General features: G+C 55.4%; 21 protein-coding genes. 15 read left to right on the plus strand and 6 right to left on the minus strand.

The window, feature by feature from the left end; translation table 11 throughout:
- From BLV48_RS17815 to BLV48_RS17825, 3 genes are all read left to right on the plus strand, one after another.
- Nucleotides 1–1049: TRAP transporter large permease (locus BLV48_RS17815; RefSeq protein WP_139253971.1), on the plus strand; the 1049-nt coding region annotated here is incomplete at its 5' end.
- Nucleotides 1050–1097: 48 nt separating this feature from the next.
- A complete protein-coding gene (locus tag BLV48_RS17820; RefSeq protein WP_091828135.1) occupies nucleotides 1098–1592 on the plus strand; it encodes a universal stress protein in 495 nt (164 codons plus the stop codon).
- Nucleotides 1593–1703: 111 nt separating this feature from the next.
- A complete protein-coding gene (locus tag BLV48_RS17825) occupies nucleotides 1704–3458 on the plus strand; it encodes a SulP family inorganic anion transporter (protein ID WP_091828136.1) in 1755 nt (584 codons plus the stop codon).
- Between the two features lie 35 nt (nucleotides 3459–3493).
- On the opposite strand, the gene BLV48_RS17830 is transcribed toward BLV48_RS17825, so the two are convergent.
- The 5 genes from BLV48_RS17830 to BLV48_RS17850 form a co-directional block, all read right to left on the minus strand.
- Nucleotides 3494–4354, minus strand: coding sequence for an alpha/beta fold hydrolase (locus BLV48_RS17830; protein WP_091828137.1), 861 nt, complete (start codon nucleotides 4352–4354; stop codon nucleotides 3494–3496).
- A gap of 69 nt (nucleotides 4355–4423) precedes the next feature.
- The gene (locus BLV48_RS17835; RefSeq protein WP_091828138.1) at nucleotides 4424–4975 is read right to left on the minus strand and encodes a flavin reductase family protein; all 552 of its coding nucleotides are present in this window, start codon (nucleotides 4973–4975) and stop codon (nucleotides 4424–4426) included.
- 57 nt (nucleotides 4976–5032) lie between these two features.
- A complete protein-coding gene (locus tag BLV48_RS17840) occupies nucleotides 5033–6229 on the minus strand; it encodes an acyl-CoA dehydrogenase family protein (RefSeq protein WP_091828139.1) in 1197 nt (398 codons plus the stop codon).
- 46 nt (nucleotides 6230–6275) lie between these two features.
- Nucleotides 6276–7214, minus strand: coding sequence for a 3-carboxyethylcatechol 2,3-dioxygenase (locus tag BLV48_RS17845; protein WP_091828140.1), 939 nt, complete (start codon nucleotides 7212–7214; stop codon nucleotides 6276–6278).
- 267 nt (nucleotides 7215–7481) lie between these two features.
- Nucleotides 7482–8291 (minus strand): DNA-binding transcriptional regulator, encoded by an 810-nt coding sequence (locus tag BLV48_RS17850; protein ID WP_091828141.1) that lies wholly within the window; start codon nucleotides 8289–8291, stop codon nucleotides 7482–7484.
- A 404-nt stretch (nucleotides 8292–8695) separates the two neighbouring features.
- On the opposite strand from BLV48_RS17850, the gene mhpD reads away from it, so the two are divergent.
- The 7 genes from mhpD to BLV48_RS19430 all read left to right on the plus strand — a co-directional run bounded on the left by mhpD (nucleotide 8696) and on the right by BLV48_RS19430 (nucleotide 17116).
- Complete coding sequence (gene mhpD, locus BLV48_RS17860) at nucleotides 8696–9487, plus strand: 2-keto-4-pentenoate hydratase (protein WP_091828143.1); 792 nt, start codon at nucleotides 8696–8698, stop codon at nucleotides 9485–9487.
- A gap of 29 nt (nucleotides 9488–9516) precedes the next feature.
- On the plus strand, nucleotides 9517–10452 hold the full coding sequence (locus BLV48_RS17865) for an acetaldehyde dehydrogenase (acetylating) (protein ID WP_091828144.1): 936 nt from the start codon (nucleotides 9517–9519) through the stop codon (nucleotides 10450–10452).
- Nucleotides 10453–10465: 13 nt separating this feature from the next.
- Nucleotides 10466–11488: a 4-hydroxy-2-oxovalerate aldolase gene (dmpG, locus tag BLV48_RS17870; RefSeq protein ID WP_091828145.1), complete on the plus strand. Its 1023-nt coding sequence runs from the start codon at nucleotides 10466–10468 to the stop codon at nucleotides 11486–11488.
- 46 nt (nucleotides 11489–11534) lie between these two features.
- Entirely contained in the window at nucleotides 11535–12569 is a 1035-nt protein-coding gene (locus BLV48_RS17875; RefSeq protein WP_091828146.1) for a TRAP transporter substrate-binding protein, read from the plus strand.
- 139 nt (nucleotides 12570–12708) lie between these two features.
- Nucleotides 12709–13107 (plus strand): acyl-CoA thioesterase, encoded by a 399-nt coding sequence (locus BLV48_RS17880; protein WP_091828147.1) that lies wholly within the window; start codon nucleotides 12709–12711, stop codon nucleotides 13105–13107.
- A gap of 36 nt (nucleotides 13108–13143) precedes the next feature.
- A complete protein-coding gene (locus BLV48_RS17885; protein ID WP_091828148.1) occupies nucleotides 13144–14172 on the plus strand; it encodes an AI-2E family transporter in 1029 nt (342 codons plus the stop codon).
- Nucleotides 14173–14236: 64 nt separating this feature from the next.
- Nucleotides 14237–17116, plus strand: coding sequence for an HD domain-containing phosphohydrolase (locus tag BLV48_RS19430; protein WP_091828149.1), 2880 nt, complete (start codon nucleotides 14237–14239; stop codon nucleotides 17114–17116).
- A 3-nt stretch (nucleotides 17117–17119) separates the two neighbouring features.
- Here BLV48_RS19430 and BLV48_RS17895 read toward each other — a convergent pair whose 3' ends face one another.
- The gene (locus BLV48_RS17895) at nucleotides 17120–17599 is read right to left on the minus strand and encodes a MarR family winged helix-turn-helix transcriptional regulator (RefSeq protein ID WP_091828150.1); all 480 of its coding nucleotides are present in this window, start codon (nucleotides 17597–17599) and stop codon (nucleotides 17120–17122) included.
- A gap of 673 nt (nucleotides 17600–18272) precedes the next feature.
- Here BLV48_RS17895 and BLV48_RS17900 point away from each other — a divergent pair.
- The 5 genes from BLV48_RS17900 to BLV48_RS17920 are packed head-to-tail and all read left to right on the plus strand — an operon-like array spanning nucleotide 18273 to nucleotide 22162.
- A complete protein-coding gene (locus tag BLV48_RS17900; protein ID WP_091828151.1) occupies nucleotides 18273–19421 on the plus strand; it encodes an acyl-CoA dehydrogenase family protein in 1149 nt (382 codons plus the stop codon).
- Between the two features lie 25 nt (nucleotides 19422–19446).
- Complete coding sequence (locus tag BLV48_RS17905) at nucleotides 19447–19809, plus strand: IacB protein (RefSeq protein WP_091828152.1); 363 nt, start codon at nucleotides 19447–19449, stop codon at nucleotides 19807–19809.
- A 10-nt stretch (nucleotides 19810–19819) separates the two neighbouring features.
- On the plus strand, nucleotides 19820–20338 hold the full coding sequence (locus BLV48_RS17910; protein WP_091828153.1) for a nuclear transport factor 2 family protein: 519 nt from the start codon (nucleotides 19820–19822) through the stop codon (nucleotides 20336–20338).
- Nucleotides 20339–20386: 48 nt separating this feature from the next.
- On the plus strand, nucleotides 20387–21676 hold the full coding sequence (locus tag BLV48_RS17915) for an aromatic ring-hydroxylating oxygenase subunit alpha (RefSeq protein ID WP_091822802.1): 1290 nt from the start codon (nucleotides 20387–20389) through the stop codon (nucleotides 21674–21676).
- A gap of 3 nt (nucleotides 21677–21679) precedes the next feature.
- Nucleotides 21680–22162 carry an aromatic-ring-hydroxylating dioxygenase subunit beta gene (locus BLV48_RS17920; protein WP_091821118.1) on the plus strand — a complete coding sequence of 161 codons (483 nt, stop codon included), beginning with the start codon at nucleotides 21680–21682 and terminating at the stop codon, nucleotides 22160–22162.
- Nucleotides 22163–22175 lie beyond the last annotated feature (13 nt).

Genomic DNA, 22175 nt, shown 5'->3' on the forward strand with positions numbered 1-22175 from the left:
GGGTTTCCCATGCGTTTCTGGGGCATCGCAAGGGTGGTTTGTCGATGGCGACCATCGTGGCCTGCGGTGGTTTCTCCGCCATCTGTGGTTCAAGCTTGGCGACCTCGGCCACCATGTCCAAGGTGGCGATGCCGCCGATGCGCAAGTATGGCTATGCCGATTCACTGGCGGCGGCGTCCATTGCGGCAGGTGGCACACTGGGTATTTTGATTCCGCCCAGCGTGATTCTGGTGATCTACGGCCTGCTGACCGAATCCTCCATCCGTGAACTGTTTGCGGCCGGCTTTATTCCCGGCTTCCTGGGTATTCTGCTGTACTTGGCAGCGGTACGCTATGTCGTATGGCGCAACCCCAAAGCCGGCCCTGCCGGTGAAAAGACCCCGTGGTCTGAACGACTGGTCGCGCTGAGAGGCGTTTGGGGTGTTCTGATCCTGTTCACTGTGGTGATGGGCGGCATTTATCTGGGTGTGTTCACCCCGACCGAAGCGGCTGGCATTGGTGCCGGTGGTGCCTTCCTGATCACTCTGTTCCGAGGCCGCCTGACACTGTCGACCCTGTTCGATACCCTGGCGGATACAGCCCGCACCTCGGCGATGCTGTTCGCGGTGGTGATCGGTGCATTGATCTTCTCCGACTTCATCAACCGTGCGGGTCTGCCGGACATGTTGCTGAACTTCGTGACCTCCATGGACGTTGCGCCGATCGTGGTGATCTTCGCGATCATGGGGATCTACATCGTGCTGGGCATGGTGTTCGAAAGTCTGTCGATGATGCTGCTGACGGTGCCGGTGTTCTATCCGGTTGTTGCTTCGCTTGGCTATGACCTGGTGTGGTTCGGCATCGTCGTGGTAGTTGTGACCGAGATCAGTCTTATCACGCCTCCGGTGGGCATGAACGTATTTGTGCTCAGTGCAGTGCTGCGGGATATCAAAACAGGGACTATATTCAAGGGCGTGACACCCTTCTGGATGGCGGATATCGTGCGCCTGATGCTGATTATCTTCATCCCGTCCATTGCGCTTATCCTGCCAGAGGTGCTGTACCGCTAAAGCGGTGCAGCGTCCGAACGGGTCTTTGTACCGATAAGGAGTTCAACAATGTTGCCAGATGTAAAAAAGATTCTGTACGTATCCGATCTTGAAAGTGGCTCCCGTCCGGCATTCCGCGCTGCGGTAAGCCTGTGTGGTCATTACTCCGATTCCCGGATCACCTATCTGCATGTTATCGAGTCGCTGTCGGGCACCACCCGCAGCGTGCTGAGCAACATGATGGAAAAGGAAGAGATGGATGAGCTGCTGAAAAAGGGTGTGGAACAGCTCAGTGAGAAAATTCAGGAGCGTATTGAGCGTTTCTGTGCGGATGAGCTGGAAGAGCATGAAGTCCTGAGTCTCAAGAACATTAACGCCCGTGTTGAGGAAGGTACACCCTGGAGAACCATTCTGAAGGTTGCCGATGAAATCAATGCGGATGTGATCGTGATGGGTACGCGCAAGCACAGCTCCATCGGGCAGATGCTGCTGGGCTCTACGGCAACCAAAACGCTTGGGCATTCAAAACGTCCAGTACTGGTTGTGCCTTTGGGTACTAAGTGAACAGTTACGCGATTGCAGTTAATTAAAAAATGGGGCTTATTGCCCCATTTTTGTCTCTTCCGCCCTAAGCTGCCACTATACGCATCCGAATTTTCCTGACGGGATGGTGTTATGTCCCCCTTGATTCTGAAGTTTTTGCCGTTTCTGCACTGGCGTAGCCAAATTACACCGGACAGCTTAAAGGCCGACTTCATGGCTGGCCTGACCGGGTTGGTACTGGTGCTCCCTCAGGCGGTGGCCTATGCCTTCATTGCCGGGCTGCCGCCTGAGTATGGCATCTATACGGCTATTGTCTCTTGCTCCGTTGCCGCGTTGTTCGGTTCATCCTGGCATCTCGTCTCGGGTCCGACGGCCGCACTCGCGATTGTTGTGATGAGCGTGATCAATGGGTTGGGCAGCCACACGCCTGAGCAGTACATCGCACTGATGATCAGTCTGACCCTGCTGACGGGGGTGATTCAGTTGGCACTGGGTGTATTCAGGCTTGGTACGCTGGTCAATTTCATATCACATACGGTGGTGATCGGTTTTACTGCTGGGGCGGCGGTTCTGATTGCCGCCAGTCAGCTCAAGCACCTGTTGGGGGTAGAGCTTGGTTCAGGGCTATCGCTTTGGCAAACCATTGAACAACTTTGGGCGCACTGGGAGTCGGTCAACCTGGTCGCGGTGCAGGCCGGGGTGATTACCATACTGGTTGCGGTAGTGGTTCGCAGCATCAATCGCCGTTTACCTTATTTGTTGCTCGGCATGGCCGCTGGCAGTCTGGCCTGCTTTCTGCTGGACAGTGATGGCAGCAGGGTGGGGTATGTGGGGGCATTGCCGGGGCAGCTACCGGTACCATCGCTGCCCGAATTTTCCTTTGCCAGCCTAAAATCACTGGCTTCGGGGGCGCTGGCGGTCGCTTTGCTTGGGTTGATCGAAGCGGTGTCAATCGCTCGTGCGATAGCGGTGCGTTCTCAGCAGCATATTCACGGCAACCAAGAGCTGATCGGGCAGGGAATGTCGAATCTGGTGGGTAGTTTCTTCAGCTGCTTTGCCAGCACCGGCTCTTTCACCCGCTCCGGTGCCAACTACGATGCAGGAGCGCGTACGCCATTGGCAACTGTCTTTGCCTCAGTAATGCTGGCACTTGTTGTGGTGATGGCCCCGGCGATTACCGAGCGCCTACCACTGTCGGTCATGGCGGGTTCCATTCTGCTGATTTCCTGGAATCTGATCAATTTTGGCAGTATCCGTCATATCCTCTCCAGCAGCCGCTCCGAAGCGGCGATCCTGCTGGTGACCCTGTTTTCTACCTTGCTGGTTGAGCTGGAGTTCGCCATCTATATTGGTGTGCTGCTGTCGCTGGCGATCTACCTGCGGCGCACGTCTCAGCCACGGATCGTGCGTGTAGCTCCATTGCAGCAAAGTGAGCGTCGGCATATGCGCAATATTCAGCGCTACAATCTTGAAGAGTGCCCACAGCTTAAGATCATCCGGGTGGATGGGTCGCTGTTTTTTGGTGCGGTGGACCATGTGCAGCAGCAGATTCGGCAGTTGACGGCGCCGGGCAGTGGGGTGCGCCATATCTTGCTGGTGGGTAAGGGAATCAACTTCATTGATGTGGCCGGTGTCGAGATGCTGCATCAGGAGATCAACCGGCTGGAGCGGTTGGGTGGAAAACTGATGATCTGCTCACTGAAGGGCACGGTAATGGATGAGCTGGAGCGCACAGGGGCACTGAAGTCGTTGGGCGACGATCATTTCTATGAAACGCCCAAAACGGCGCTGGCCGATCTGATCCCAATGTTGGACAGGGATCGCTGTGACAGTTGTACAGTACGTATTTTCTCAGACTGCCCGCCACCGCCACCCGAAAAGGTGTGAGCGGGGCGGGTGTTATTGCCTGTCAGTACTGTGACTCAGTGCTGAAGGAAGTCCAGCACCATGCGGTTGAACTTGTCGGCATGTTCCCATTGAGCCCAGTGACCACACTGGTTGAAAATATGCAGCTCGGAGTTGGGAATGCCGGCAATCAGGCGCAGGCCCGTGTCCATCGGTACAAAGCGATCGTTGCGGCCCCAGATGACCAATGTTTGCTGCTTGATTTCGGGCAGGCGCGGGCTGAAGTCCGGGAACTGTTTCGGGTTGGCTTCAAGACTCTTGACGAAGTTTTCCAGATGGTCGCGGCGCTTGAGCATGTTGTCCAGACGGGCCTGGAACAGCTCTTCGGTCAGGTCGCCGGTGTCAAACACAAACACCGACATCATCTTCTTCAGGTTCTCGATGGTCGGGGCACGGTATAGACCCTGCAGCAGCTTGATCCCTTCTGCCGGCATTGGTGTAAACAGGCTGGCACCACCGGTGCCACCGCCCATCAGGACCAGCTTGCCCACACGCTCGGGATTTTCCAGGGTAAAGGCCACGGCGCTGTGGCCACCCATGGAGTTACCGAGGATATGGATTTTGTCCAGCCCCAGTGCATCGACGACTTCTTTAAGGGCACGGGCGTTCAAATCGGAACGTGAGCTGGTGCAGACGATGGAGTCACTTTTGCTCCAGCCGGGGCAGTCGAGAAGAATGACACGGTAACCGGCGTTGACCAGCGGTTCAATATTACGGTTGAAGTTGGCCCAACCGCTGGCACCGGGGCCGGAGCCGTGCAGCATGACTACCGTTTCGCTGCCTTCGCCGCAGTCGTTGTAGTGCAGCTTGAGCGGCTGGCCATCCAGAGTAATGTCGATGAAGTGGCTGCTGTCGGCTTCAGTGATGTTGATGCTCATTTAATTCTCCAGTCTCTTAAAGCAGTACACCCCGGCATGGGCCAGGGTGAGTGTAAAACGAGGTCCGTGTTACTGCGGAATCTGCCGGAAGCCGCCGTTGAGGTAGATCAGCGCTTCGCCATCTTCGCGCTCGCGCATCCCAAGCACCTCACACAGGAAGGCATGATGGGTGCTTTCGTCAAATACCTTGACCACGCGGCAATCAAAATTGGCCAGTGCACTCTGCAGTGTTGGTGCGCCAGTAGCCAGTGTATCCCATTGGCCATATTCAAAGCGGGCTTCACCCTGTACGTCCTTGATCATGCCGGCGAAGGCCTTGGCAACGTCTTCCTGCTCACCAGCCAAGACGTTGACGCAGAGGGCACCGGTTTTCAGGATCAGTTCGCTGGCATAAACGCCCTTGTTGACGAAGACAACCAGGCGAGGAGGGTCGGCGGTTACTGAGCAGACCGCCGTAGCAGTCAAACCGGCGCGTGCCTTGTCGTCACCGCTGGTAATGGTACTTACGCCCATGGCGAAATGCCGCATGCCCCGGCAGTGTTCTTCGGCGCTGACCATCGGTTTCTCATTCAGCTCGGTGTTGGGTGTCCAGTCGAGCAACTGGTTGATGTGCTGATTCATGGCGCTATCTCTTGTTATGGATCAGAAGCCCCCGGCTTTCTGCCGGGGGCAACAGCATCAGGCCTTGACGCCAAACGGGTTGGGCTGGGGTAGCGGGTTGCCCAGCAGCTGACCGCCGAGCAGGTCACCGATGTTGTCCTGGTTCTGGGTGATATGGTTGGCACCCACCAGAATGTCGCGCATCTGACGCTGCATCGGATTGTTGAGCCAGACACCGCGGGTGGATGTCTTTTTGAAGATCATATGTGCCGCATCGAAGCAGTCACCACCGGTAAACTGGTTGGTAGCGAAGTGGCGTACACGCACATCGGTCGGCACCAGTTCGCCACGGGAAGCGTAGCTCCAGGCCTCATCGGTGTTGGAAAGCACGCGGGCTTCGGCCGCCGTGATCTTGGCGAAGGCTTCGCCCAGTTTGCCCTTGATGAACGGATCGTTGACCGCAGCTCCCACTGCCTGATTGAGGTTCTGGCGCGGCACCATATGTTCCACATACAGATCGACCATGCCACGGGCCATGCCGATGATGACGGACGATACGGCTGCGTAGAACACGAAGAAGAAGGGGACCTTATACAGGTTTTCCACATGGCCGTGGGATTCCTGGTCGTAGGCGCCGATCACGTGGCTGCGGTAAGCCGGTACGAAAACGTCCTTGATCACCAGCTTTTTGCTGCCAGTGCCGGCCAGCCCGACCACGTGCCAGTCATCAACGATCTCTTCGATCTGTTCGCGCTGGATCCAGAAGGAGCGGAATACCATCTCGCCGTTCTCCTGTACCCGACCACCTACAAAAGCACCACCTTCAGCATGGTCACAGCCGCTGGAAGTCAGCCACTCGCCGTTCAGGCGATAACCGCCTTCAACCGCATCCACGGTACCAAACGGTGCATAGGAGGAGGAAACCAGGCGCGTATTGTCATCGTTCCACAGTTCGTCGCCCACCTGCTCAGGCAGCAAACCTACCTCAAAGGGGTGGACACCCAGTACCATCACGTTCCAGGCGCTGGACGGGCAGCCGCGCGCCAGTTCGATCAGAACGCGGTTAAGCGTGTTAGGGTTCATTTCATAGCCGCCCCAGCGCTTGGGCTGCAGAATTTTGAAGAATCCGGCTTCCTGGAATGCCTGAATGGTTTCTTTCGGGACCATGCGGGCCTGCTCACAGGCATCGGCACGTTCGCGCAGCATGGGGATCATGTCGCGGGCGCGTTGTACGATCTCTTCTTCGGTCGGAATCTGGGTGACGATAGCGTTCATATCGGTCTCTCCTGAAAATATATTTTATTGTTCAGCTGTGGTCAGCTCAGGCGGGAGTGGCGCTGACCACGCCGTAGCCCGCAATCCATTCATTGATCGGTCGGTAGTAGTCCTTGCGTGCCTGGTAAGGGCCTACAGCGGCAAGTGCTGCAAATGCGGCTACCCAAGTGCGAACTTCGTGTGTTGAGCGCCCTGCCTCTGCCGAGATCTGCTGGATATCGAACTCATCCACCTGATCCAGCTCACCGCTGAGCAGGAGTTCGATGAACGCTTCATCCCAGGCCGCATTCAGCGGAGTCTGCTGACACAGCTCGGAGCCGTAGATCTTGCCGGCAGCAATGGTGCGTGCCTCACGGGCAGCGCGGGCTTCTGGTGTCGGGTTGCGGCCACAGATCAAGAACTCCTGAACCTCGGCAGGGGACTCGGCAAGAAGAGGAACAGGCGGTTCATGCGACAGGCCGCCAGTGCCCAGAATCAGGACGCGCTTGTTCAGCCCGGCAAGGAATTGGCCAACGGCTTCACCCAGTTTGCGAATGCGACGATAGGGCACAAAGGGTGGTGCCACCGAGTTGATGATGATCGGAATCACCGGGTAGCGGGTCAGGCTGCCGGTCATCTCTTCCAGGGTCTGGGTGCAGCCGTGATCCACCTGCAGGCGATGGGACAGAGAAATATCCAGATCATTGTCCATAAGGTGTTTGGTCAGCTCCAGAGCCAGTTCGGCATCCACCGACAACGTGCCTGGCAGGGTGGAGTAGTCACCGACCGATTCGGCGGCAGTAGCTACTACGAAGGGAGGCATCAGGTCGTAGAACAGACCGTTGTAGTGATCAGGGGCGAAAATCAGTATCAGCTCGGGATCGAAGGCTTCCACTTCTGCCCGGGCTTTAGTCAGGACTGCATCCACTTCAGCCACAACATCAGCACCGGGGTCGTTGCGACCGCGCAGTGGAGTATGCGACAGGCATTTAAGCATGATACTCATAATCTCTTCCTGTTTTTGTTATCGGATGCAGATATTTAATAGTCTGTCCGGTATTGAAAGAAATGAAACCGAAACAAAGTCGGTCTGCATTTAAAGCTATGTGAATAACAGGCAGGGTAATAAGACTAAAGTGGCATGTTAATATTTGAATACAAACGGCCGAGCCGATTTACCCGCTGTGCTGAAATGGATTTTGTACAGGGAGGGAAGCAACATCAAGAGAAAACACACCCTATGTGCACATAGTGAACATAGGTGTGGACAAGATTAATCAATGACGGGGTTCAAGCGGGCTTCTATTCGACCGATCACGGACTGCATCGCTTCAAGGTATCGACGGGCTGCTTCTTCAATGGTCATGGCGTCAGCTATATAGACCAGGTTCAGGCAGCCCAATACACGATCATCATGGCGGATAGGTAGTGCAATCGCGGCAATGCGACCCTCTTCACCCCAGTCCCGGTAGTTTGAGCCGTAGCCATCCTGGCGTGTCTTGCGCACCAGTTTGTTGATGTAATTCTGATCCTGGGCCAGCCTACTCTGGCTGTCGTTGCGATTGGCCAGCAGCTGCAGAATATGTTCACGTTCCTGCTCAGGACAGTTGGCAATGTAGGCACGACCTGCTGCAGTCAGTAACATGGGCAGTCGGCGACCTACCATAGAGCGGTGGAAAGACAGTCGGCTGAAGCGGTGGGTGGTTTCACGAATTACCATCGCATCCACATCCAGTGTTGAGATATCCGTTGGCCAGACCACCTGCTGCATCAGCTCGCCCAAGAGGGGAGCAGCACATTGGGACACCCACTGTTCGTCCCTGAAACCCTCGCTCAGCTCACGCACCTTGAGTGTCAGCAGATAACTGTCATCCGATTCGCTGCGGCGCACGTATCCTTCATGCTGCAGAGTTTCAAGCAGCCGCCTCACTGTGGTGCGATGCAACCCGGTCTGTTGTGCCAGCTCGGTGATACGAGCACCGCCATCACAGCGGTTGAGACAATTGAGCAACTGCAGGCCGCGAATCAGGCCCTGAACCCGTTTGTATTCCCCGCGGGCAGGCTCGTTCTGTTGCTCGGTCATGCTCATATCTCCTGTTGATACGTTGTGCACATAGTGCACCTTGGATGCGATTTATGTTGCTGCGTTGGAACAGCAGTTTCTATACTCCGTTGCATAATAAAAATATGCAATAACGGAGTCCACGGTGTTAATAACCAGCTTGATCAACTGTGTTCAGAATTTATATACGTCGGCAAAAGATATTATTGTTGATCTGTATATATCAAAAAACTGTGAACAGTATATCAATCAAGCTGCCGTTTCAGGTATGGCCCCGGATATAAATATGCTGCTGCCTGCTCAGTTTTGCTGTTTTTCATATCTCACAGCCACTATCGCTGGTATCCCGTCTGGTCTTTCCGAAAGTTTGCCCCCGGAAATCAACTCATCGCCCACCTGTGGTGTCATTCAGGGTTACAGTTTCAATGACAGATGAACAACAGTTACAGGCACTGGCCTTGCGTCTGCGAGCAGCAGAGCAAGAGGGCAGTGTGACCTCTCCGATTCGTGAGCAGCTACAGTCTCAGGATGCCGCATCGGCTTATCGTATTCAGCAGATCAATACCGAGCATGCCGTGTCGCAGGGGCGGCGCATCGTAGGGCGCAAAATCGGCCTTACCAATCCGCGAGTACAGGCTCAGCTGGGGGTGAATCAACCGGATTTCGGCACCCTGTTTGCCGATATGAGCTACGGCGACAACGACTTGATTCCTTGCGACCGCGTGATGCAGCCGAAGATCGAAGCCGAAATCGCTTTCATCATGGAGCGTGACCTGCCACAGCAGGACTGTACTCACGCCGAGTTGATCCAGGCAATTGGTTGGGTATTGCCGGCGCTGGAAATAGTCGGTAGTCGCATTGCCGATTGGGATATCCGCTTTGTGGACACGGTAGCCGACAACGCATCCAGTGGCTGCTTCGTGCTGGGGACTCCGGCCCGTCGCATTGATGGTGTCGATCTACGCGGGGCTCATATGCGGATGACCCGCAACGGTGAAGTGGCATCAGAAGGCAGTGGGGCCGAATGCCTGGGCAATCCGCTTAACGCCGCACTTTGGCTGGCACGTACCATGAGTCGAATGGGTACGCCGCTGCGTGCCGGCGATCTGGTGTTGACAGGTGCACTGGGGCCAATGGTGGCCTGTGCCCCTGGCGATAAGTTTGAAACCGAAATCAGTGGCATTGGCCAGGTGGCCGTCACCTTTGCACAGGCCTGAGCCAGTTCTCGGGTGTCTTGGGAGTCAGAATGAAGAAATTGAAAGTCGCCATCATCGGTTCCGGCAATATCGGTACCGACCTGATGATCAAGATCATGCGCAACAGCCGCTATCTGGAAATGGGCGCCATGGTTGGTATCGATCCAGCCTCCGATGGTTTGGCACGCGCTGCGCGAATGGGTGTGGCCACTACGCACGAAGGGGTTGAGGGGCTGGTTCAGATGCCGGTATTTGCCGATATCGACTTCGTGTTTGATGCCACTTCTGCTGGTGCGCATGTGAAAAATGATGCTTTTCTAAGGCAGTACAAGTCCGATATCCGCTTGATCGACCTGACTCCGGCGGCAATTGGCCCGTATTGTGTCCCGGTGGTGAATCTGGAGCAGAATCTGGATGCCAAGAACGTCAACATGGTGACCTGTGGTGGCCAGGCGACCATTCCTATGGTGGCCGCGGTATCCCGTGTGGCCAAGGTGCACTACGCCGAAATCATCGCCTCGATCTCCAGCAAGTCGGCCGGGCCCGGTACCCGTGCCAACATCGATGAATTTACCGAAACTACATCGGAAGCGATCAGTGCGGTGGGTGGTGCGGCCAAGGGCAAAGCCATTATTGTTTTGAATCCGGCTGAGCCACCGCTGATTATGCGCGATACGGTATACGTCCTGTCTGAAGCAGCGGATCAGGCACAGGTGGAAGCATCCATCGAAGAGATGGCCGCCGCCGTTCAGGCCTATGTGCCGGGCTACCGGCTCAAGCAGAAGGTCCAGTTTGATCTTATTCCTGAGGACCAACCGCTCAATATTCCGGGTGTGGGGCGTTATTCGGGACTGAAAACCTCAGTTTTCCTTGAGGTTGAGGGCGCGGCTCATTATCTGCCTGCCTATGCCGGCAACCTCGACATCATGACTTCAGCAGCCATGGCCACCGCCGAGCGGATGGCTGTTTCCATGCAAGCGCAGTAACAGGAGCGGAAACATGTCATTCAATCCAGGCAAGAAACTCTATATCTCCGACGTGACCCTGCGTGACGGCAGCCACGCAATTCGACACCAGTACTCGCTCGATAACGTTCGCGACATTGCTCGTGCGCTGGACAAGGCGAAAGTAGACAGTATTGAAGTGGCTCATGGCGATGGCCTGCAGGGTTCCAGCTTCAACTACGGCTTCGGCGCCCATACCGATCTGGAATGGATCGAGGCGGTGGCGGATGTGGTCGAGCATGCTCAGGTGGCTACCTTGCTGTTGCCGGGCATCGGTACTATTCATGATCTCAAGGCCGCCTACAGCGCCGGTGCGCGCGTGGTACGTGTGGCTACTCATTGCACCGAAGCGGATGTATCGAAGCAGCACATCGAGTGCGCGCGTGAACTGGGCATGGATACCGTTGGCTTCCTGATGATGAGCCACATGACCACGCCTCAGGGCCTGGCGCAGCAGGCAAAACTGATGGAAGGCTACGGCGCCACTTGTATCTACGTGGTGGACTCCGGTGGCGCCATGGGCATGCAGGATATCCGTGATCGCTTCCGTGCTGTCAAAGATGTACTGGACCCGGCAACGACTACCGGCATTCATGCTCACCACAACCTGTCACTGGGCGTTGCCAACTCCATCGTTGCGGTGGAAGAGGGTTGTGATCGTATCGACGCATCGCTTGCCGGAATGGGAGCCGGGGCCGGTAATGCGCCGCTGGAAGTGTTCATCGCTGCTGCCGAGCGGATGGGCTGGGAGCATGGTACCGATCTTTACACCTTGATGGATGCTGCCGATGAGTTGGTACGGCCACTGCAGGATCGTCCGGTACGTGTCGACCGTGAAACGCTGGCGCTGGGGTATGCGGGCGTTTACTCCAGCTTCCTGCGTCACTCCGAAGTAGCGGCGCAAAAATATGGTCTCAAGACAGTCGATATTCTGGTGGAGCTGGGCAAGCGCCGGATGGTCGGCGGTCAGGAGGACATGATCGTGGATGTGGCGCTGGATCTACTTAATCAGCGCTGAAACAACAGACAACACTCTGATAAACATAACTAAAACAGGTATAGCAATGAAAAAACTGAAGACTACCGTGGCCTTGGTTGCCACGCTGGGAGCCCTGTACAGCACTTCTGCCATGAGCCAGACTGTGATGCGTTTTGCCAGCTGGATGCCACCCACGCACCCGGTGAATGAAGTGGTGCTGCCGACCTGGAAAAAGTGGATCGAAGACGCCACCGACAACCGGGTTACACTGGCGGTTGAGTACAACATGGGTCACCCGAAAACCATGTTCAACCTTGTGGAAGACGGTGTTGCCGATGCGAGCTGGGGTTACCATGGCTATGTGCCGGGCCGTTTCCGTCTGACTCAGATTGTTGAACAGCCGCTATTGGGTGTGTCTGCCGAAGCAGCTTCAGTGGCGCACTGGCGCGTTCACAACAAGTACTTCCAGGGCGCACCGGAGTTCGATGGTCTTGAACTGGTTGCACTGGTAACGCATGGCCCGGGTCAGGTACACAGTACTTTCCCGGTCAATAGCATCAGCGATCTGCAGAACAAGAAAATCCGTATAGGCGGAGGTGTTCAGGCGGTAATCGGTGAGCGTGCCGGTCTGGTACCGGTGGCGGGTCCTGCGCCCAAGGTGTACGAAATGCTGCAGCAAGGCGTGATTGACGGTGTGTTCCTGCCGGTCTGTGACGTCAAGAACCTGCGTCTGGATGAAGTGATCACGCACACTACCCAGCTTCCGGGCGGGATGTATCTGGGCAGCTTCTCGTTCTTCATCAATCCTGACTTCCTGGCCGACCTGGATCCGAAAGACCGTGACGCGATTCTGAAGGTATCTGGCGAGCAGCTGTCGGCACTGGGTGGTCGTGCTCAGGATGAGTCCGATGTGGCTGGTCTTGAGGCTGCCAAGGCTGCAGGCGTTAATATCAACGTCGTGGCTGAAGGAGCTCCTCTGGCGCAGGAATACGCACAGTTGGCAGAAGGCATCGACGATACCTGGATCGAGAGCGTGGCGGATCTGAAGGTCGATGCCCGTGCAGCGCTGGATGAGCTGCGTGCAGTAGCACGTGCCTATCAGGCTGAACTGGACAAGTAAGCAATTACTTACACAGTACCAAAGCCGGCCTTGTGGCCGGCTTTTTGCGTAAGTGGATGGCACTCAATAGCGTAATTTGGGTTACATTCGACCCGGCTCTTAATATACTCGGGAAAACCCAACCATGAGAGAGTGAGCCGTGTTTACACAAATCGTAACGCCAGCCTTCTACGATACAGATGGTCTTGGTCATATCAACAATACCCGCGTGCCTCAATGGTTCGAGGGGGCGCGCAATGAACTGTTTCGTATTTTTACACCCGATCTGGATATGAAAAAGTGGCAGCTCATCATGGCGCGGATTGAAGTCGACTATGTGGGTGAGCTGTTTTACGGCCGCGATGTCGAAATTCGGACCTACGTCTGCAAGATCGGCAACAGCTCTTTCACCGTGTATCAGGAAGCCTGGCAGGATGACAAGGTTGGCGCCAAGGGCAAGTCATTTATGGTACGTTACGACTTCGCCAACGGGCGAGCACAATCGCTGACTGATGAACAGAAAGCGATGCTGCAGGTGCATTTCAAAGAGGTTGACTGAGTCAACAGGCAGCTATCCACTTAACAGGGAGTGATCATGTCCTCATCGGATCCGTTTACCGTTTCTCAGGGTTTCAAGTGGCTGCTGGGTATTGCTGCCTTGATGGTTATACTGGGCGCATTGAAACAGGCTGAGGCCATTGTCATTCCCGTCTTATTGTCGTTCTTTGTTGCCATCATATGTACACCGCCACTGGCCTGGATGACCTCTCACCGAGTGCCCCCCTGGTTGGCGATTGTGCTGTTGGTGGTCGGGCTTGTGGTGTTTGGCTCTGTGCTGGTGTTGTTTGTGGGATCGGCCATCGATACCTTTACTTTGCGATTGCCTACCTATCAGACGCGCCTACAGGAAGAAGCGGTCAAGCTGGTGCCCTATTTTGAACGGCTGGGACTGCCCGTAACCCGTGACCAGATGCTGAACCACTTCAACCCGGCATCCCTGATGCGGTTGGCAGGCAATGCACTGACCAATCTGGGGAGCCTGCTGACCAACCTGTTGCTGATCGTGTTTATCGTGATTTTCCTGCTGCTGGAAGCAACACTGCTGACAGACAAATTGCACAAGGCGTTGCCCAGTGCTGAAAAGTCGCTGGATCAGGCCGGCAACTTCGTGCGTCAGGTGAATACCTATCTGGTGATCAAGACAACCATCAGTATTGCAACCGGCCTGCTGATCAGTTTGTGGTTATGGATTCTGGGTGTGGACTTCGCCCCGCTGTGGGGGCTCATTGCTGCCTTGATGAACTTTATACCGAATGTAGGCTCAATTTTGGCCGCCATTCCGGCTGTACTGCTGGCTATCGTGCAGCTGGGCGTACCCGATGCCGCTCTGGTCGCTGCAGGTTACATCGCCGTGAATGTGCTCATGGGGAATATTCTGGAGCCACGCTTTATGGGTAGTGGACTTGGGCTGTCACCGCTGGTGGTGTTTCTTTCCTTGATGATCTGGGGCTGGATGTTTGGTCCGGCAGGAATGTTTCTGTCAATACCGCTGACGATGATCGCCAAGATAGCACTGGAGCAGAACCCTTCGACTCGCTGGATCGCCATCATGTTGGGTAACTGAAACACTGTCGTTATCATGATTCTGAGCTAATCTTCTACTGCTGACAGACAGGTGGCGGTGGATCATGGACAGGAAACAGAGCTGCGGATTGCGCTTGCGATGGGTTATCAGCCTTACCATCATGCTGAGCATGTTGGCATTGAGTGCGATTCTGGTGATCAACGCCTATATGGGGCAGCGGGATGTGCTGCTGGAAGCCAGTCGCAGCTCCGCCCAGCAGTTTGCCAGCAAGCTTGATTCCGAGACCCTGCGGCTGATTCAGCCACTGCAAAGTACGCTTCGACTACTGGTGCATGACCCATTGACCACTGCCGAGCAGCTGGAGCAGCGCCTGCAGCGGCTACCGGTTTTGGTTGAAGCGCTGCGCGCCAATCCTGTGATCAGTGCTGTGTATATTGGTTATCCTGACCATAGCTTCTGGTTGGTACGGTCGTTGCGACAGTCTGCGTTTCGTCGCTCTGTATCCGCGCCTGAGGGGGCGGCATATCTGGTACAGAGTGTTGAAGCAGCCACGACTGACAGGCCCCAGAGAGCCCGGTGGCTGTTTGTGACCGATCAGCTTGAGGTGATCAGTCAAAATGACAGACCGGATTATATTTTTGATCCTCATACTCGCCCCTGGTATCAGTCGGCGCTGAATGCACAAGCCCCAATTCTGACCGCTCCCTATTTGTTCTACACCACGCGAGAAACCGGAGTGACTCTGGCTTTTAAGGGGGCATCGGGTGCGGTAGTCGGTATAGATGCCTCAGTGCAGGATATATCGTCGGAGCTGGCACGCATGAGGCCTGAACAAGGCTATGAGCTGGTCGTAGTTGACCGGCTCGGACGTACGTTGGCATACCCTGAAGTTGAAAAAATGATTGTACGTCAGGCGGGGGGTATTCGCCTGGCAACACTGGATGAGCTTCAGGTGCCCGCACTTGACCAGTTGATGAGTCAATCAAGTAAGCCCAGCGAGTTGATCGGCTACACGGCGGAGGGGCGCGAGTGGTACGGCGTGCGCGTTCCCATGCTGGCGCTGGCCGATGAATCGCTGGAGCTGCTGATGGCGGTGCCTGCTGAGCAGTTGTTGGCCAATGCTCACAGGCATGGGCAGCGGATGCTGCTTTGGTCACTGGCGTTTACTCTGTTGTTGCTGCTGATCGGCTACTGGCTGGCACATTGGGTCGTGAAGCCGCTGGATCAGCTGTCCGAAAAGGTGCTTGCGCTGACGCAATTCGACTTCAGCGGGTCGGTACAGGTGCGCTCCCGGATCAAGGAAGTGCGTGACCTCAGTGGTATTATCCAGCGGCTGGTGACGGTCGTGCAGCATTTCCAGTCGATCAGCAAGACATTGGCCCGTGAGCGTCGTCTGGAGCGAATGCTGCCGGACGTTGCAGGGGATCTGAAAGCCAGCATGGAGGCGGACAGCTGTGCCATCTATCTGTACGACTACGACCGGCACGCACTGGTACTGTCTACTGTTCATCAGCCACAGAGTATAACTCATTGTTTTCCCGAGACTATCGCTGTCGACGAGCCGCGAACGTCGTACCAGGTGGCAGCCGTCAGAGATGCCTTGGCCGAAGCTGACGGAGTTATGGTGACGCCGCTTAAGGGGCGCTACAAATATCCGGCCGGTGTGATGGTGCTTCGAATGAATGGCGACGCCCGTGTGGATGGTGACTCTGTCTCTGGCTTCCTGGAAGAGCTGGCCGGCTCTGCAGCCACGGCCATCGAAACTCGGCAGCTGCTTGAGGCGCAGGAGAAATTGCTAGATGCGATCATTCGGCTGCTGGCGGATGCGATAGATGCCAAGTCACCCTATACCAGCGCTCACTGCGAGCGAGTTCCCATTCTGGCCGAAATGCTGGTGGATGCCGCCTGCAAAAGTGAGAGTGGGCGCTTCAATGCGTTTCGCATGGATGAGCAGGAGCGGTATGAATTTCGCCTGGCGGCCTGGCTGCATGACTGTGGCAAGATCACCACACCTGAATATGTGATGGATAAGTCCACCAAGCTTGAAACCCTTTACAACCGAATTCATGAAATCCGAACTCGGTTTGAAGTATTGTGGCGCGATGTGGAGATTGCCTACCTCAAAGGGGTTATTGAGAGTGGGGCGGAACCCCAGCTGCGTGAGCGTCGTGACCGGCAACGCCGTCAGTTGCAGCAAGAGTTTGAAATCGTGGCTCGCTCCAATGTGGGTAGCGAGAAGCTGCCGGATGACGACATCGCCAGGCTGCATAAAATTGCATCTCGCAGCTGGGCACGTCATTTTGATCGTCGGCTGGGTTTGTCGCAGGCTGAACTGGATCGACTGCCGAATGATGATGAACGCCTGCCTGCCCGTGAAATGCTGCTGGCTGACCGGGTTGAGCATATTATTCCCTGGGGCGATCGCAGGCCTCCGGTAGAAGCCAGCAACCCGGATAACATCTGGGGCTTTGACATGCCCTTGCCGGAATATGAGGCCAATCAGGGTGAGCTGTACAACCTGACGCAGGTCTATGGGACCTTGACGGCGGAGGAGCGTTTCAGCATCAACAACCACATCGTGCAAACCATCCGAATGCTGAGTACGCTGCCACTGCCTCCGTCATTGCGCCGTGTTCCGGATATTGCCGGTAATCATCATGAAAGAATGGATGGTGATGGTTACCCGCGGAGGTTGGATGCTGAGTCACTCACAGTACCGGAGCGCATCATGGCGCTGGCAGATGTTTTTGAAGCGCTGACCGCTGCCGATCGCCCCTACAAAACGGCCAAAATGCTGTCGGAATCATTGCGAATACTGGCTTTCATGTCTCGTGACGGGCATCTGGACCCAGAGGTGTTTTGTCTTTTTCTTGAATCGGGGGTTTACCTTGAGTATGCCCGTCGCTTTCTTAAGCCTGAACAGATCGACAAAGTCGATCTGCGACAGTTGATATTGCTATCGCGATCCGTCAAACACGGCTGATGGTTAATCCGAGAGAGTTTTAAGGTTGTCATACAGCTTTGCCAACAGCACGTTTGTGCGGTGTATCTGAGCTGAGCTGAGCCCCTTGAAACTCTTGCGGAACAGTTGACTGACAGAGCTGCGAATCAGCTCCAGGCTATCCAGCCCCTTGTCGGTCAGTGACACCAGAGTCACCCGGCCATCCTCACTGGACGTGATCAGGTTGACCAGTCCTTCATCCCGCATGCGATATACAATTTTGGTGGTGGTTGGCAGCTTGGCTACCGCATGGCTGGCAATCTCGGAGATGCTCAGTTCCGAGTGTTCCTTGAGAATCATAATAATGCGCCAGCGTGGTACATCCATATCTACCCGTTTCAGCAACCGTTCCATCTCCTGGCTGTAGAGCGCATTGAGCTGTGCAATCCAGTAGAACGGAAATTCACGACGCTTGAAATCGTCACTCAGTGGGTCGTACATGTCGGCTTTACGGTTACTGCTCATTGGACAGCGATGTCTCCGGCTACATCCGACCGCTAGGGGTCGGCTGAAAGTTGATCTGGAAAGTATATAGAGATTCTAAATTGAGTGAAAACCTTTGGTGCGCAGTGTTTGTTTTTGCTCTCTTTTAGAGCGGGTTAGAGTGGTCGGATAAGGTGGGATCTTGAAAATCCATTTATGATAGTAGCTCATGCAATCTGTTTTTTGACGTTGGTTTGAATCAACTTTAACAGATTTTAACGCTATTTTTAGCGTTTTTTGTTTTATTTTTCACGGTTATTTAAAAAGTGGCCCGACTATTGCTTGTTGTTTTTCAGGTGCTGCGGTCTGACCGCGATCAAGAATTTAATGCGGGATAATTAGTTGACGATTCAAGTGATAAGTGAAATTCTTTATGCAGCTCTTAAGCAACATTCGACCAGTCGGATTTGCCACACAATAACAACTAGACCCAACTAGAGAGCCGCTATGAACATGCTGATCACCTGCTGTGAGCGGAGCGCCTTCGAAGGGCTTCGCGCTGTCAACACAACCTGTCCGGGTCAAACACCGGGCGGTTCCTCCTGCAGCCCGAGTGCAACCATGCAGCCGGGTTTACCAATGATGTACCAAGCGCCGAATGCGGTATGCCGGTACGTGTATCTGCAATAAAGACAACAACTAGGGAGCCTAGCGAATGCCTGGTTATCAGATCGACAAATCCCTCTGGGGCGGGGAGACCGTGTTTGATGCCCTGCTGGATGAAGTGCGCAAGCGCCGACAGGAATTCGAGGATCAACAGTATATTTCCCACGACATTATCGAGTCCTTCAAGGATGTCGGTGTGTATCGGGCGATGGTGCCAAAGGCGTTGGGTGGCGATGAGCGCAGCCCGATGGAGTTCCTGCAGATGGTCGAGGCCATGGCCGCCGCTGATGGTTCTGCCGGCTGGGTCGCAAGCTTTGGCATGAACCCCGCGTACTTGTCGGCACTGCCACCGCAGACTATCGACAAGGTTTGGGCTGAAACGCCCAACATTGTGTTCGCAGGCGGCATCTTCCCGACCCAGCCAGCGAAAAAGGTTGATGGTGGCTATATTGTCAATGGTCGCTGGAAATTCGGTAGTGGTTGCATGGGCGCTTCTTTGATCGGTGTTGGTGTACAGCCGGATAACGGTGAGCCGCTGCCACGCATGGCGGTAATGCCGGCCGAAAAGGTGAAGATCGAACCCAACTGGGACGTGATCGGTATGGTCGGTACCGGCAGCCATGATCTTGTGGTTGAAGATGTGTTTGTGCCGGAAGAGTGGACCTTCGTACGTGGCGGCAAGCCCAATATCGATGCGCCCTTTTTCCGTTACCCAACATTGGCTTTTGCCGCTCAGGTATTGTCGGTCACTACCGCAGGTCTGGCCCGTGAGGCGCTCGATGTCGTACAGGCAATGGCGGCCGGCCGTGCATCAGTGACCGGAGCGCCCAACCTGGGTGAGCGTGAGTATGTACAGATCGAAATTGCCAAGGCGGAAGCCAAGGTGCGTTCGTCTCGCGCTTTCTTCTATGAAGCCACCGAAGACGCTTGGAACAGCATTCTGGCCGGTGGGGAACCGAGCCGGGATCAGATCAACCTGATCCGCCTCGCGACCACCAATTTGGCACACGAGTGTGCCGATGCGATTCGCAGTACCTACGAAGTGACCGGCATGACCGGCACCTACAATGATCATCCGCTGTCGCGCATTATGCGTGACTCCATGATGTGCACTCAGCACGCCTTCATGGGGGCGGTCACCCTGAAAAATGCAGGTGCCATGTTCTTTGGCCACGACCCTCTGCCGGGCTATCTGTAATTTAACAAAAACAAGGAGATACACCATGAGTGATAAGAAACCTTTGCGCGTCCTGTTCTGCATGGGCATCAACCAGAACTTCATGGATGCTCCGCGTGAAGAGCAGCTCGACGTATGGGCGGCCTTCGGTGCAATGTGGAACGGCATTCACGATATGGATGGCGTTGAAGTGATCGGCAACATGGATGACGACCAGAGTATGGTCGGGCCTTCAAGCGGCTATCCCTGGACTACCTACCTGCTGGCGGACGTGGCGGATTACGACACAGTTGTTGCCTGCTGCAACCTGTTCCGCAGCACAGAAGTGGGCAGTGGCCCCTACAAGCTGTGGCGTTATGCCAAGGTTGAGGCGCGTATCGGTCGTGAACTGATCGTCCAGCGTGCGTGAGGGCTGACTGATGAGCGAACTGGAACAGCTGCGTCAGCGGGTGTTTGCACTGGAGGCGGCACGGGATGTGAGCGCCTGCCTGCATGAATACATGCAACTGTGCGACTACCTCAACGAGGGGTTTGACCTCGACCCGCTCATGGCGCTGTTTACCGAAGACGCCATCTGGGAAGGCAGGGGCAAGCGCTACGCTGCTACTTTTGGCCGCCGTGAAGGACGTGAAGCGATCAGGGACATGTTCGTGAAATACACCCTGCCGCCGGCGCACTTTGCTCTGAACGTACATTTTCTGACCTCTGAAAAGGTGAATGTGCAGAGCGAAACCGAAGCGGAAGGCACCTGGGTGCTGCTGCAGACCGCTACCTTTACCGATGGTCGCTCACAGCTCAGCAGTGCACTGTTGAACGTGCGTTTTCGCCGGGAAGACGGGCGCTGGAAGATCGCTCATTTCTGTACCACCAGTCGATTCAATCGGCCCGTGCAGACCCCCTGGGACAACCCCCAGCCACTGCCGGTCCCTGAAGAATAAGTGCTCGGCGGCAGCGCCAGCAAGGCAACGAATAAAGAGAGCAAGACCATGAGTGAACTGATCGATATGCAAAACATCAGCCTGAAAGCGGCTGAAATGGTAGAAGAGGGCCGGGTACACAAGGATCTTTACTCTGATCCGGCCATCTTCGAAGAAGAGCTGGACAAGGTGTTCAACAACACCTGGGTCTTTGTTGGCCACGCGAGCGAAGTACCTGAGGCGGGCAGTTTCAAGACCTCATACATCGGTCGTCAGCCGGTTATCCTGAGCCGCGACCGCAAGATGAATTTGCATGTACTGCAGAACCGCTGCCGCCACCGTGGCGCCACCGTGTGCGAAGCACGCAAGGGCAAAACCAAGGCGTTCACCTGCCCCTATCACGGCTGGGGCTATGGTCTTGACGGTAGCCTGCGCGCGTTGCCCAAGCCGGAAGAGTACGACGGCGTGTTCGACAAGAATGAGCTGCCGCTGGAAAGCCTGCGGGTGGAAACCTATCAGGGCATGGTATTTGCTACTTTTAGAGATGACATCGAGCCACTGGAAGACTTCCTCGGTGGTGCGAAAAAGTGGATCGACCTGTTCATGAAGCAGGGCGGTGGGTATCCGGTCAAGGTACTGGGCGAGCATCGTTTCAATTTCCCGGGCAACTGGAAAATCCAGCTGGAAAACACGACCGATGCCTACCATTTCCCGATCATTCACAAGTCGTTCCTGACCTCGCTGGATGATGCGACGGCTGACATTTTCGACTTCCTCGATGGCGATGGGTTTGTCGAAGACCTGGGTAACGGCCACAGCGTAATGGTGATGATTCCGCAGTTGGTGGATCTGGAAGAGGATCTGGATCAGCCGATTCCGGCCCGCTTCGAAAAGCTGGCGCAGGAGTTGCGCAATGAAGGCAAAACGGAAGACGAAGTGAAGAAACTGGTCCGTGCTGCCCACGGCACTGGTTTCAACCTCAACCTGTTCCCGAATGTCTCCTGCTCCATGGCGTTTTTCCGAGTGTTGCGGCCGGTCAGCGTAGGTGAGACCGAGATTCAGCACGTAGCGTTGGGCGGTGAAGGCGCCCCGGCTCCATTTAACCGCAAGCGCATGCGTCTGCACGAGCACTTCCAGGGGCCGATGGGCTTCGGCACGCCGGATGATGGTGAAGCCTGGGAACGGGTCCAGAAAGGCTCCATGGCAGGCAATGATGGCTGGATTCTGGTCAACCGCGGCATGAACAACCTGCACCAGTCCAAAGACGGTAATGTGGCTGGATCGGTCTGTTCCGAAACCGGCATGCGCGGTGCCTATCGCCAGTATAAGAAAATGATGGCTGCTGGAGAGGAGAAATAAGTGATGAAATCCAATACCCAACTGCTGGCGCAGGTGATCGAATTCATTGGTTATGAAGCGGATCTGCTGGACCACAAGGGCTATCAGGAATGGCTTTCACTGTGGACCGAATCAGGCCTCTATATCGTGCCGGCTGATCTGAATGAAACGGATTATCTGAACACGCTGAACCTGGCGATGGACGATGCTGACATGCGGCGCATGCGCGTGGCGCGTCTGGAAAACGGTGAGTCTGTTTCTGCCATCTCGGTTGGCGATACCGTGCGCATGATGTCCCGTGTACGTGTGCTTGAAGCAGGTGATGATCTGGTCATTGCACGCTGCGCCATGACACTGAACGAGCTGCGCCATGGCAAGCTGGTGACCTACCCGGCCAACGTGGAGTACAGCCTGAAACCGAGCGCGGACGGTTTCAAACTGGAGCAAAAGGTCGTGAAACTGCTGCATGCGGACGGCTTCTTGCGCACTGTTAGCTTCATCTTCTAAGGAGTGGCCGCAT

The organism is Marinobacterium iners DSM 11526 (assembly GCF_900107855.1).
Taxonomy (GTDB): domain Bacteria; phylum Pseudomonadota; class Gammaproteobacteria; order Pseudomonadales; family Balneatricaceae; genus Marinobacterium; species Marinobacterium iners.

What these genes read in the sequence shown, in the direction of transcription:
- BLV48_RS17820 (WP_091828135.1), top strand. Translation starts at nt 1,098, where the DNA reads ATGTTGCCAGATGTAAAAAAGATTCTGTACGTATCCGATCTTGAAAGT.
- BLV48_RS17840 (WP_091828139.1), bottom strand. Translation starts at nt 6,229, where the DNA reads ATGAACGCTATCGTCACCCAGATTCCGACCGAAGAAGAGATCGTACAA.
- BLV48_RS17850 (WP_091828141.1), bottom strand. Translation starts at nt 8,291, where the DNA reads ATGACCGAGCAACAGAACGAGCCTGCCCGCGGGGAATACAAACGGGTT.
- BLV48_RS17920 (WP_091821118.1), top strand. Translation starts at nt 21,680, where the DNA reads ATGAAATCCAATACCCAACTGCTGGCGCAGGTGATCGAATTCATTGGT.
- BLV48_RS17825 (WP_091828136.1), top strand. Translation starts at nt 1,704, where the DNA reads ATGTCCCCCTTGATTCTGAAGTTTTTGCCGTTTCTGCACTGGCGTAGC.
- BLV48_RS17830 (WP_091828137.1), bottom strand. Translation starts at nt 4,354, where the DNA reads ATGAGCATCAACATCACTGAAGCCGACAGCAGCCACTTCATCGACATT.
- BLV48_RS17835 (WP_091828138.1), bottom strand. Translation starts at nt 4,975, where the DNA reads ATGAATCAGCACATCAACCAGTTGCTCGACTGGACACCCAACACCGAG.
- BLV48_RS17895 (WP_091828150.1), bottom strand. Translation starts at nt 17,599, where the DNA reads ATGAGCAGTAACCGTAAAGCCGACATGTACGACCCACTGAGTGACGAT.
- BLV48_RS17885 (WP_091828148.1), top strand. Translation starts at nt 13,144, where the DNA reads ATGTCCTCATCGGATCCGTTTACCGTTTCTCAGGGTTTCAAGTGGCTG.
- BLV48_RS17900 (WP_091828151.1), top strand. Translation starts at nt 18,273, where the DNA reads ATGCCTGGTTATCAGATCGACAAATCCCTCTGGGGCGGGGAGACCGTG.
- BLV48_RS19430 (WP_091828149.1), top strand. Translation starts at nt 14,237, where the DNA reads ATGGACAGGAAACAGAGCTGCGGATTGCGCTTGCGATGGGTTATCAGC.
- BLV48_RS17865 (WP_091828144.1), top strand. Translation starts at nt 9,517, where the DNA reads ATGAAGAAATTGAAAGTCGCCATCATCGGTTCCGGCAATATCGGTACC.
- BLV48_RS17905 (WP_091828152.1), top strand. Translation starts at nt 19,447, where the DNA reads ATGAGTGATAAGAAACCTTTGCGCGTCCTGTTCTGCATGGGCATCAAC.
- BLV48_RS17910 (WP_091828153.1), top strand. Translation starts at nt 19,820, where the DNA reads ATGAGCGAACTGGAACAGCTGCGTCAGCGGGTGTTTGCACTGGAGGCG.
- dmpG (WP_091828145.1), top strand. Translation starts at nt 10,466, where the DNA reads ATGTCATTCAATCCAGGCAAGAAACTCTATATCTCCGACGTGACCCTG.
- mhpD (WP_091828143.1), top strand. Translation starts at nt 8,696, where the DNA reads ATGACAGATGAACAACAGTTACAGGCACTGGCCTTGCGTCTGCGAGCA.
- BLV48_RS17875 (WP_091828146.1), top strand. Translation starts at nt 11,535, where the DNA reads ATGAAAAAACTGAAGACTACCGTGGCCTTGGTTGCCACGCTGGGAGCC.
- BLV48_RS17915 (WP_091822802.1), top strand. Translation starts at nt 20,387, where the DNA reads ATGAGTGAACTGATCGATATGCAAAACATCAGCCTGAAAGCGGCTGAA.
- BLV48_RS17845 (WP_091828140.1), bottom strand. Translation starts at nt 7,214, where the DNA reads ATGAGTATCATGCTTAAATGCCTGTCGCATACTCCACTGCGCGGTCGC.